The sequence below is a fragment of the Methanobrevibacter sp. UBA212 genome (genome assembly GCF_905233225.1).
In the GTDB taxonomy this organism is placed as follows: Archaea; Methanobacteriota; Methanobacteria; order Methanobacteriales; family Methanobacteriaceae; genus Methanocatella.
Genome location: NZ_CAJODJ010000046.1, coordinates 1 through 12,505, shown reverse-complemented (window position 1 = coordinate 12,505; position 12,505 = coordinate 1). Strand labels below are relative to the sequence as shown.

Annotated in this window: 11 protein-coding genes; all 11 read left to right on the top strand. The window is 36.1% G+C overall.

Features of this window, described 5'->3' with window-relative positions; all coding sequences use genetic code 11:
* Positions 1 to 341: 341 nt before the first annotated feature.
* Entirely contained in the window at positions 342 to 608 is a 267-nt protein-coding gene (locus tag QZ138_RS10015; RefSeq protein ID WP_292888894.1) for a hypothetical protein, read from the top strand.
* A 16-nt stretch (positions 609 to 624) separates the two neighbouring features.
* Complete coding sequence (locus tag QZ138_RS10010; RefSeq protein ID WP_292601573.1) at positions 625 to 891, top strand: hypothetical protein; 267 nt, start codon at positions 625 to 627, stop codon at positions 889 to 891.
* A 36-nt stretch (positions 892 to 927) separates the two neighbouring features.
* Positions 928 to 1,986 carry a CDP-glycerol glycerophosphotransferase family protein gene (locus tag QZ138_RS10005; RefSeq protein WP_292888893.1) on the top strand — a complete coding sequence of 353 codons (1,059 nt, stop codon included), beginning with the start codon at positions 928 to 930 and terminating at the stop codon, positions 1,984 to 1,986.
* A gap of 1 nt (position 1,987) precedes the next feature.
* Entirely contained in the window at positions 1,988 to 2,947 is a 960-nt protein-coding gene (locus QZ138_RS10000) for a glycosyltransferase family 2 protein (RefSeq protein ID WP_292888892.1), read from the top strand.
* Between the two features lies 1 nt (position 2,948).
* A complete protein-coding gene (locus QZ138_RS09995) occupies positions 2,949 to 3,908 on the top strand; it encodes a glycosyltransferase family 2 protein (RefSeq protein WP_292888891.1) in 960 nt (319 codons plus the stop codon).
* Between the two features lie 12 nt (positions 3,909 to 3,920).
* The gene (locus QZ138_RS09990) at positions 3,921 to 4,778 is read left to right on the top strand and encodes a glycosyltransferase family 2 protein (protein ID WP_292888890.1); all 858 of its coding nucleotides are present in this window, start codon (positions 3,921 to 3,923) and stop codon (positions 4,776 to 4,778) included.
* 52 nt (positions 4,779 to 4,830) lie between these two features.
* Positions 4,831 to 6,234 carry an undecaprenyl-phosphate glucose phosphotransferase gene (locus tag QZ138_RS09985; RefSeq protein ID WP_292888889.1) on the top strand — a complete coding sequence of 468 codons (1,404 nt, stop codon included), beginning with the start codon at positions 4,831 to 4,833 and terminating at the stop codon, positions 6,232 to 6,234.
* Between the two features lie 155 nt (positions 6,235 to 6,389).
* The gene (locus QZ138_RS09980; RefSeq protein ID WP_292888888.1) at positions 6,390 to 8,993 is read left to right on the top strand and encodes an OB-fold nucleic acid binding domain-containing protein; all 2,604 of its coding nucleotides are present in this window, start codon (positions 6,390 to 6,392) and stop codon (positions 8,991 to 8,993) included.
* Between the two features lie 25 nt (positions 8,994 to 9,018).
* Positions 9,019 to 9,954, top strand: coding sequence for a DNA repair and recombination protein RadA (radA, locus tag QZ138_RS09975; RefSeq protein WP_292601511.1), 936 nt, complete (start codon positions 9,019 to 9,021; stop codon positions 9,952 to 9,954).
* A gap of 57 nt (positions 9,955 to 10,011) precedes the next feature.
* A complete protein-coding gene (locus tag QZ138_RS09970; RefSeq protein ID WP_292888887.1) occupies positions 10,012 to 10,917 on the top strand; it encodes an AEC family transporter in 906 nt (301 codons plus the stop codon).
* 298 nt (positions 10,918 to 11,215) lie between these two features.
* On the top strand, positions 11,216 to 12,505 hold a 1,290-nt coding region (locus QZ138_RS09965), incomplete at its 3' end, for a CoB--CoM heterodisulfide reductase iron-sulfur subunit A family protein (RefSeq protein WP_292888886.1).

Here is a 12,505-nt window from a genome sequence, read left to right as displayed (position 1 = left end):
CAGAACCTAGGGGACCTAGGGGATAGCTTAGAATATTTCCATTCATATAGAATGGATTACCTAAGAATCTCCGACCTCTACAGGTCGGAGAGGTTCAAGAAAAAATGTATGCGAACAGATAGTGATTTTACACTTGAAACGCACCTCTTTATTTTATAATATTCATTTTTTTCTTATTTTTTCCAATTTTGTTTAAATAATTTAATATTTTTAATGGAATTTATTAATTATTTTTCTTTCTGAAATTTAAAAATTTCATTATAATTTAGGATAATTTTATATATTAATTTTAATAAAATATTTATGTTAAATTAATTTTATACGGGGAAATGGTGATTTGGATGTTGGAGCAATATTTACCTTTTGTGGCATTGATTATTTTTGGTAACATTGAAAATTTGGTGCTATCTTCACAAGGGGTTGTGGCAGGTGTAAATCCGTTAAAATTAGGTATTGCAAGCTTTCTTTGCGTCGCAATGTGGTTAGCAATCGGAACTTTCGGAACACAAATACTTATAGATTATGTTAGTTTCATTGAGTTCATGGGTGGATTGGCTATTTTTATTTTAGGAGCCCAAGCAATGTTTAGATCAATTAGGGGTGAATAGTGTGGATGCTGAAATAATGCACTTCTTGCCATTAATGGTTTTTGGAAACATAGAAAACTTGATTTTAGCGGCTCAAGGTGTTGCAGCGCATGTTGACCCTCTGGGTTTGGCCATCTTGAGTTTTATAGCTGTTCTTTTATGGTTTTTAATTGGAACATTTGCTACAAAAATAGCAATGAAATATGCAAGGGCAATCAATTTCATTGGCGGTTTGGCAATTTTTATTTTAGGTGTCCAAGCAATGGCGGGGGCAATTCCTGGAATGATGGCTTTTTTACCTTAGATTCTCATGTCTTATCTAAAGCATAAGCTGTATGGCTTGATATTTGGTTTATTCAAACATGCAGATGTTGAAAAAAACAGGATTTCTTTTATAATTGATTCTCGTGAATCATTTAAAGGCAATTTGGATTATATTAAAAAGGAATTTGAAAGAAGGGGAGAATTTGAATTCCATTTCTTTTATAAGGACAAATTATCTTTTGGCAGTTTCAAAAAGCTTGCAGGCTCAAAATACATATTTTTAAACGATAACTTTTTCCCATTGGCATTCATGAAATTCGGAGAGGAAAATACTATTGTACAGTTATGGCATGCTCCGGGGGCTTCCAAGAAATTTGGAGGTTCTGTTGATATTGAAAGCAGAGACATATTGAGTAAGATCTCTGAAAATACTGATTATTTGATAGTCACCTCTGAAAAAATTATAGGATATTACAGCGAGGCCTTTCAGATGCCCGAATCCAAAATCAAGGCATTGGGCCTTCCAAGAATGGATTATTACTTTGAAGAGCGTAATCTGGAAAAATTGAAAGAGGATTTCTGCCGAAAATATGATATCTCTAAAGATAAGAAAATCATTCTCTATGCTCCAACCTTTAGGGATGAGGAAAAATACAATAATGTTTTCGGCTACCTGGATTTGGAGGACTTTAATGCAAGATTGGGAAACGAATATGTTTTGGCATTGAGGCTCCATCCAAAGATAAAGAACTTCTATAAGGATGACATATCTTCAAAGGGAAAATATATTGATGTAAGCGGATATGAGTCAGAACAGGAGTTGATGCTGATTAGTGATGTTTTGATAACAGACTATTCATCAATAATGATTGAATACTCTATTTTAAATAAACCTACCGTATTTTTCACTTATGATCTTGATGAATATCTGGCCAATGAACGCGGATTTTACTATGATTTCAAAACTACCGTTCCGGGCCCCATCGTTTACACATCCGATGAGCTGATTGGCGTAATTGAAAATGATGAATTCGATAAAAGCAAAATATCGGAATTTGTAAAGACTCAATTTGATGAAATCGATGGTAACTCATCCAAGCGTATTGTAAATTTTCTTTTAAATAATGAGGGATAAAATGGATAATTTTGATGTTAGTGTTATCGTTCCAGTCTATAACTGCGAAGGGTATATAGGTACAACACTTGATTCAATAATCAATCAGGATTTCAGAAGTTTTGAATTGATTGTCATAGATGACGGGTCAACCGATGACAGCCTTGAGATTATCAATCGGAAATTGTCCAAATCAGCGATTTCCTACAATGTCATACACCAGGAAAATTCAGGAGTAAGCAGCGCAAGAAATCGGGGAATTGCTGAGGCAAAGGGCAAATATTTGGTTTTCATTGATGCAGATGATTATGTAACCGGAAATCACTTGTCTGAATTATACAATGGCAAAACCAACTTTAGCATGATTCAATTCGTTAAAAAGGATGGAGATAAATTATCCACACCCCATCATTTTGCCTGTGAACTGATGTTTTGCGATGAGCTTATAAAAAAGGAACTGAATATGGAAATGCCGTTCAACTTCTGGCAATTGATGTACAAAGCCAGCATAATCAATGACAATAACATAAGGTTCAATCCCAATCTGGTTTATGGCGAAGACATCGATTTTGCACTTAGGGCCTTACTTTATGGGGATGAGGTTGCAATAAGCAATGAAGCCACTTACTATTACATTCAGCGCTCCGAATCAGCCATCAACACAACCGAGTTCAGGCGTTTTGAGGTTATAGCTATCTTTGAGGATTTGGCTGAATTTTATAAAAGTCAGGGAAGGGATGACCTGGCCAACTTGATTATCACCTCAAGAATTCCGAAGGCAATATTCGGAAACATGAACTACTTCTTCTACAACGGGTATGATTTTGATGAGGTACTCGACAAAATGAAGGAGCTTGATTTGCTCACTAAATTATCCAAATATGAAGGGGACGGCAAGTTCAAATCCAAAATTAAATTATTCTTATTAAGTCCAAAATTATATTATAAGACATGGAAAAGATTAAAAAATTCGATTGATTAGCATGAGGGTTTCTGTAGTAACACCAAATTATAACGGGAAAAAATTTTTAAAGGCTTTCTTTGAATCCTTAAACAATGATTCGGAGCTTATCGGAGAGGTCATCATAGTCGATAATGCATCAACTGATGGAAGCAAGGAATATATTGAAGGCAGTACTTTCAATTTCCCAGTAAGGCTTATTGAAAACACGGAAAATGTCGGATTTTCACCGGCCGTCAATCAGGGAATCGAAAAAGCCCAATACGAATATATATTTTCCTTAAATAACGACACTGAAGTCAAAAAGGGATCCATCAAGGCTTTAGTTGATTTGATGTCTTCTGATGACAATATTTTTTCTCTCCAGGCAAAGATGCTTCAATACAACAACAAGGAATTGATTGATGATGTTGGGGATGAATATAACCTGCTTGCCTGGACTAAAAAGACAGGCGAGAATCACAGCTCAGGCGAGTACACAGAGGTCTGTGAAATATTTTCAGCCTGTGCAGGTGCGGCCATGTATAGGAAATCCCTGCTTCTGGAGCTTGGAATGTTTGACGATAACTTTTTTGCATATATGGAGGATGTTGATTTGGCAATCAGGTCAAGGATATATGGCTATAAAAACCTGCTTTGTCCCGATGCCGTCGTATACCACATAGGCTCCGCCACATCCGGAAGCAGATACAATGAATTCAAGGTTCGCCTGGCAGCAAGAAATAATGTTTGGGTTGTATATAAGAACCTGCCTATACCATTGAAAATCGTAAATTTCATATTCTTGTTTTTCGGATTCTTAATTAAGTATCTGTTCTTTAAAAAAAAGGGCTTCGGTTCAACTTACATGTCAGGCATTAGGGAGGGCCTTTCTAGCAGAAGCAAAATTGACAAAGTCAAGTTCAAATCGAAAAATACGAAAAACTATTTTAAAATCGAATACAGATTAATAATCAATACATTTAAATTTTTAAAAAAATAACTAGTGAGTCTTATGGATCTTTCGGTTGTAATCGTAAACTATCAAACCTTTGAGCTAACAAAGAACACCATCAATTCCATTTTGGAATATGACTATCCATTTTCATATGAGATATTTGTAGTGGATAATGCATCCAGCGATGATAGCCTGGACCGTCTAAGGGATTATTTTAAGGACAATGTCAAATTCATAGCTTCAAAAGAAAACAACGGTTTTGCAGCCGGAAACAACCAGGCATTGAGACAGGTCAGCGGCAGATATCAGCTGCTTTTGAACTCCGACACTGTCGTATGGGAAAACACTTTAGAAGACATTTACTGCTATATGGAAGAGCATGAAGATGTTGGCGCATGCGGATGCAGGGTTCTTCTGGAGGATGGCGAACTTGATAAGGCCTGCAAAAGGTCCTTTCCAAACGTTAAAAATTCATTCATAAGATTATTCCACATTCCAACAAACAGTGAGGATGATGACTACAACCTGACCGACTTGCCGGATGATGAGGTCTATGAAATAGACTGCCTTACCGGAGCGTTCATGTTCATAAGAGAGGATGCCCTTGACCAGATAGGATTGCTTGATGAGACATTTTTCATGTATGGCGAGGATATTGACCTTTGCTACCGCATTAAGCAGGGCGGATGGAAGATAATTTACTACGGAAAATCAAGAATCACCCATCTTAAAGGTGCAAGCAGCAAAAAACAGAAATCCAAGTTAATCTATGAATTTTACCGTGCAATGTACATCTATTATAAAAAACACCATGCCAGTGAATCATCATTCATCGTGAATTGGGTTGTTTATTTAGGAATAGCACTTTTATGTCTTTTAAAATTATTTTTAAATATATTTAAAAAGAAAGATTAATTATATATTAAAACCATAATATATAATGAAACTAGTTTTTTAGGTAGTTAGCATGATAAAGGAAAATCAAAAGGCATTGAATATATTATTGGTTCTGATAGATGTTTTAGTCATATCTGTTTCCCTTTTATGCTCTATTTGGTTAAGGTTTAAAACCACTTTATTCGGCCCAATTGGCGGTCATTTGGGCTTTTCCAGCTATCTTCTATTTTTAATATTGGCTGTTATTCCAGTTTATCTGATATTATACTTTGCATTTGGTTTGTATAAGCCGCGCAGAACGTATAAGAACATATTTTCCGAAGCTACCCAGATAATTAAGGTAAACATTTTGGCATTCTTTGCTTTAGTCTCAATTTTGTTTATCATAAACCAGCCGGATTTTTCAAGAATCATGCTATTCTTGATGGCGATTATCGCAACATTCTTTGGAATAATCGAAAGATTCACTATTAGAAGCATTTTAAAGAATTTGAGAGTCAACAACAAGAATTTAAAGCATATTCTAATTGTTGGAGATAATGATTTGGCATACACATTTACCCGCAAAATCCGTGAAAATCCATACCTGGGATTTGTTGTCAGCGGATTATTGGGAAGGGAAGAGCATGTCGGCAAGGAAGTGGAAGGCAGCAGAATCATCGGTTCATTCAATCAGCTGGACCATGTTCTTGAAAACAATAGATATGATAGGGTCGTTTTGGCCATTCCTTTGAAATACTATTATAAAATTAATGAACTAGTGGAAAGCTGTGAGAAAGTCGGAATTAAAGCGGAAATCATTCCGGATTATATCAGATATTTCCCGGCACAGCCGTCAGTAGACATGATAGAGGACATTCCGATTATCAATATCCGTTATGTTCCCCTTGACGATAACTTTAATAAGTTTTTGAAATATACTTCAGATTATGTCATATCCATAATAGCAATTATTATAACATCACCTATAATGTTTGTTACGGCTATAGCTATTAAATTGACATCTCCAGGTCCAATCATCTTCAAGCAAGAGCGAATGGGTTACAACGGTAAGATTTTTGAGATGTATAAGTTTCGAAGCATGAAGGTTCAAGACCCGAGCGAAGAGAAATCCGAATGGACCACACCGGATGATCCAAGGAAAACCAAGGTTGGAGATTTTATTAGAAGAACCAGTATTGATGAATTGCCGCAATTTTTCAATGTCCTGAAAGGCGACATGAGCGTTGTCGGACCCAGACCTGAAAGACCTTATTTTGTAGACCAGTTTAAGGAATCAATTCCAAAATACATGGTCAAACACCAAGTAAAACCCGGACTGACAGGATGGGCTCAAATTCATGGCTGCCGTGGTGATACTTCAATCAATAAACGTATTGAATATGATATCGAGTACGTAGAAAACTGGCATATGGGTTTGGACTTAGCTATAATGATTAAAACGGCTTTAAAGAAAAATCATAATGCATATTAGCACTTGTGCATTTGCACAGGTGTGCACTTGAGTGATATTTATATTAAATTTTTTATTAATAATGTTATTGAGATTAGTTTTCAAATGCTCTCTCTCTAACTTTATATACACTATCAATATAAAATTATAATTAACTTTTCTATGAGGGGTTTGGTATGCAAGAAAATATTTTACAAGAATACGAAAAAGTGAAAGATAAACTTTCCGAACAAGAATTTCTAGAAGAAATGGAAAGAATGAAATCAAGTAATGAAGATGTAGACTTTATTGATGATTTTAGTGCTGCACAACTTGTAGTTCAAAATCATTTAGGTATTGACACAAGCATTTTTGATAATAAAGAAGAAGAGGCATCATCCAGGATGTCTGATGAACTTAAGGAAAGATTTGATAAAGTAAAAGATCAGATTTCTGAAGACGAATTCTTTGAAAGAATAGAAAAATTCAGAGAACAGGAAATTGAAAATCCATTCATGACCGATACAAGTTTGGCGGATATGGTTGTTGGTGAACTGGTTACAGAAGAGCCTGAAATGGTTTCTGAAAAACCTGAATTTGCCATAGATACAATTGACAAACTCGAAGCCAATAGCCGTGATGTTACAGTTGCAGGCAGAGTAATATCAATTTCAAATCCAAGGTCATTTAAAACACGCAAAGGTCAAAACGGTCAAGTTCAAAATGTTGAGCTAAAGGACAATACAGGCGTAATAAGAGCGGTTTTCTGGACTCAAAACATTAGATTGCTTAAGGAGGTCAAGGAAGGAGACATCATCCAAATCAAAAATGTAGATATTAAGGAAGGATACTCTGGGCTTGAAGCAAACTTGAGGCCAAGGTCAGTTCTTGTTCATTTGGAGGAAGATTCATCAAAATACCCTGCCTATGAAGAGGAAATCACAAAAATTGCCGATATTGAACCTGAAACTAAAGTCAATATCATTGCAAGAATCATCCGAATTCCAACCATTAGAAGTTATGAAAAGAATGGAAAAGAAGGAAAAGTTGCATCTCTTGAATTACAAGATGATTCAGGACAAATCTCTTATACATTATGGAATAAAAATGTTGAATTGATTGAAGATTTAAAATTAGAGGATGGAGACACAGTCAAAATACTTCAGGCTCAAGCACGCGAAAGACCAAACCGTGACGGTGAAAATGAAATCTCATTAACACATTGGGATGGAAGAATCATTAAAGGGGATTATGACGTTCCCGAAATTCAACAGGAATTCTTGCCAATCGGTGACTTAAGCGAACAGAGGGATGTTTCAATTATCGGTGTTGTTTCAAGACTCCAGGATATCAGAGTCTTTACAAGGAAAACCGATAATACCGAAGGCAAATTGAGAAACTTTGATGTCAGAGATTCAACCGGGGAGATAAGAGTGACCGTCTGGGGCGATGACACCAATATTGCGATTAATAAGGGTGATTTCATTAAAGTCATCGGTGGTGATGTTCGCTTTGACGAATACACTCAAAGCCAATACTCAATGAACACCAATTTCAACACACAAATCACTGTAAATCCTGAAAACTTGCCGATAGAAAAATTAGACGAATTGGATGGAATCAGAAATGAGTTACATCCTGTTTCAATTGGACAAATCCAATTTGACTATGATGAGGATGGCGTTGAGATAGACATTATCGGAAGAATATTGTCATTAGAAGATCCAAGAGAATTCCAAAGGGACGATTCCACTGTAGGAATTGTTCGCTCAGCACTCTTTGCCGATGAATCAGGTAAGGTAAGATTATCCTTCTGGAATGAAAAGGCTGAAGGAGATTATGCAGTTGGTGAAGCGTACAGAATTGAAAATGCAAGAACCAGACTTGGTATGTACAGTGTTGATTTAAACATTGGAGGAGGTTCCAGAATCATTAGATTGTCAGAAGAACAAGCATCCGCAATGTTTATTCCAGAACTTGCCACATTGGAAAAGGCGATTTATGATTATAAGAAAATTGAAGACTTGGATGAAGATGAAGAAGATACTGTCATCGTCGGAAGAGTAATCGAATTGAATGAAATACGTAACTTTGACAGGGACAACGGTGATACAGGATCCGTTAGAAATATTGAAATTGCAGATGATACAGGTTCTATTAGAGTGGTGTTATGGGACAAGGATGCTAATATGGATTTGGAAATGGGCCAACCTCTCAAATTGCAAAATCCTCGCTTATCCTTGGATATGGATAACCGTCTTCAAGCTACCGTATCCGGCGGAACAACTGTCCTGGAACCTAGCGAAAAAGAATTGGAAGAGTTGCCATCTCAAGACGAGTTAATGGAATCAATATTTGTTGCAAAATCAATTGAATCATTAACAGAAGACGATACTAATGTTCATATTACCGCTACAATTAAAGAGGTATTCCCTGATAAAATCTTACTTAAAAAATGCCCAAACTGTCGTGAAAGTGTAGAAGAGTCTGAAGACGAATACATTTGTGACAATTGTGGCCATACCTTTGATGAACCTAAATACACTCTTATGATTCCAACAAGAGTGGAAGATGATACAGGTGAGATTTCAGTTACTTTCTTTGGTAATTTAGCAGAAGAACTTATTGATATGAGTCAGGAGGAAGTTGTTTCACTTATAGAAGATGAAGCATTAGGTATTGAAGATAAAATTCAAGATTTAGTTAACATGACAATTGAAATTATTGCTAATGTTAGTTTTAATGAATATTCTGAAGAATATAGGTTAAACCCTAAAAAACTTTTGAAAAAATATTATTAGAAAATAAATTTAAGGAATGATAATTATGGTCGAATTAAGTGATTTACCAGGTGTTGGAGAAAAAACAGCAGAAAAATTAAAAGATGCAGGTTTCGCTGATATGATGAGATTAGCTACAGCTACTCCTAAGGAATTATCAGTAAAAGCCGAAATCGGTGAAGGTGTTGCAGAAAAAGTTATTGAAGCTGCTCGTAGAGCTGAAAACATAACTTTTGAAACAGCATTGGAAGTAGATGAAAGAAGAAAAGATGTTGGACACATTACTGTTGGAAGCCAAGAATTCAATGATTTAATAGGCGGTGGAATCGAAACCCAATCCATTACTGAAGTATTCGGTGAATTCGGATCTGGTAAAAGTCAAATTTCCCATGAATTGGCAGTTACTGTTCAATTGCCAGAAGAACTCGGCGGTCTAGATGGTGAATGTGTATTCGTTGATACTGAAAACACTTTCCGTCCAGAAAGGATTAGACAAATCGCTGAAGGATTTGAATTAGACAATGAAGAAGTTTTAAGCAGAATTCATGTTGCACGTGCATTCAACTCAGCTCACCAAATTTTGATGGTCGATAAAATCAATGAGCTTATCCAAAGCGGCGCTAATGTAAGATTGGTCATTGTCGATTCATTAATGGCTCACTTCAGGGCCGAATATGTTGGAAGGGAATCTTTGGCCGTAAGGCAACAAAAGTTAAACCAGCATTTACATTCACTTCAACAAATTGCTAACACTTACAATGTTGCAGTATTCCTAACTAACCAAGTTCAAGCTAAACCTGATTCCTTCTTCGGAAGTCCTACCAAAGCTATTGGTGGACACGTTTTAGGACACGCTTCCACCTACAGAATCTGGCTCAAAAAAGGTTTGGCCGGAAAAAGAATTGCACGTTTAGTGGATTCCCCTCATTTGCCTGAAGGTGAATGTGTATTTAAAATTACTAGCGAAGGTATCGTTAGCTAATTTTATTTTTCTTTTTTTTCTTAACTTTTTTATACTCTTTTTTACCAATATTATCTTATGAATCAAATTGAAGTTACTATTTTATCAATCATCATAATGATTGGACTTGGATATTTCCTTAAAAGAATCGATTTTTTAAGCGAAAAGGACATTAATCCATTCAATAAAATAGTAATGTATATTTTACTGCCCTGCATGATTTTTCATGCATTATACTCTGCAGATTTATCCTTAATTTCCCAACTGGGAATTTTACCATTTGTTATTTTGGCTTCATCATTTGTGACCGGCGTCGTCGCATATTTCATTTTAAGGCGGTTGAATTTGGATGACATTACATTATGGAGTGTTTTAGTCACTGTAATGATTGCCAATACTGGATTTATGGGTTATCCCGTTACTTTAGGAATATTTGGTCAGGAAGGTTTTTTAAGGGCGATTTTTTGTGATATTGCCACATCATTCATCTTTTTAGTATTGTCATTTGTTTTGATATTGAAATTTGGAGGAACCGTCAAAACAGCAGTTAGAAAAATCGCATTTTTCCCGCCCTTGTGGGCAGTTGTTTTAGGTTTGATTTTTAATCTTGTGAATATCCCGATAGGCCCTGTAATCGACAATACCGTTAACTATCTGGGACAGGGAGCAATTCCTTTAATCATGATTGCATTGGGTTTATCAATCGACTTTTCAGCAATCAGAAGAAGCAAATCCATGATAGTATTCACATCAATAATGAAATTGGCATTTTTCCCATTGGTCGCTTTCGTTGCAGCATCCCAGCTGGGCCTGATAGATCTTCAGTTTAAGATTTCCATTGTCGAGGCCGCCATGCCTTCAGGAATGATGTCACTGCTTCTGGCAATCACATACAAACTTGACTATGAGTTGACCTCAGACTGCATATTAATCAACACTGTAATCTCTTTGATTACACTTCCAATAATAATCATGATTTTGTAATAAAAAATTGAAAATTTATCTTAACCTAAATTTTTTATTTCATCAAAAAATAAAGATTAAGCTTTATTTTGATTAATATCATGTAAAAAACTTTGATTTAAAGTTTAAAGCTATTTTTAAAGAGATTTCAGTTTCTAATATATAAACTTTACTCCAAGAGTTTTATGAATAGCTTTATATATGTGTATTTACTACATTAATATATCTAATACTATGTAAAAATTTTTACAACTGTTTTTAAATTGCAATTTTTTATATATATTAGATATTTTTCACGACTTGTACAAGGTGAATTAATATGGCAGAAGAAAAAATAGATAATAACGAAGAATTAAGGATAGGTGTTTACGTCTGTCACTGTGGTGTAAACATTGGTGGAGTAGTCGACTGTCCTGAAGTAGCAGAATATGCAAAGACACTTCCTAACGTTGTCTACGCAACTGACTACAAATACATGTGTTCCGACCCTGGACAAGCTATGATCCAAGAGGACATCAAAGAGAAAAACTTAAACAGAATTGTTGTAGCAGCATGTTCCCCTCGTCTTCACGAACCTACTTTCCGTAGATGTGTAGAAGAAGCTGGATTAAACAAGTTCTTATTTGAATTTGCTAACTTAAGGGAACAAGACTCCTGGGTACACATGGACTTACCAGAAGAAGCTACCAGCAAAGCTAAAGACTTAACACGTATGGCTGTTGCTAAAGCAAGATTACTCGAACCATTAGAAGCTACTAAAGTAGATGTAAACAACACCGCTTTAGTTATCGGTGGTGGAGTAGCTGGTATCCAAACCGCATTAGACTTAGGTGACATGGGCTTCAAAACCTACATGGTAGAAAGAAACCCAACCATCGGTGGACGTATGGGACAATTAGATAAAACTTTCCCTACTCTCGACTGTTCAATGTGTATTTTAGCACCTAAGATGGTAGACGCTTTCAAACACGAAAACATCGAATTAATTTCTTACGCAGAAGTAACTGAAGTTGACGGATACATCGGAAACTTCAGCGTAAAAGTTGAGAAAAAACCAAGATATGTGGACGAATCATTATGTACTGGATGTGGATCCTGTCAAGAAGCTTGTCCTATCGAAATACCTAACTACTACGACGAAGGTGTCGGTATGGTAAAAGCTGCATACATCCCATTCCCTCAAGCTGTACCATTATGTGCAACCATCGATAAAGACTACTGTATCGAATGTAACTTATGTGTACAAGCATGTGGACCAGAAGCTATCGACCACAACCAACAACCTGAAGAAATCGAATTAGAAGTTGGTACTATCGTTGCTGCAATCGGTTACGACCCATTCGACCCATCCGGAATCTACCAATACGGATACGGCCGTTTCTCAAACGTAATCACTGCTATGGAAATTGAAAGGATGATTAACGCATCCGGTCCTACCGGAGGACACGTTGTAAAACCTTCCGACGGTATCGAACCTAAACGTGTAGCATTTATCCACTGTGTCGGTTCCAGAGATGAACAAATCGGTAAACCATACTGTTCCAGAGTATGTTGTATGTACTCCATGAAAAACGCTCAATTATGTATTGACCACGAACCTGATACCGAA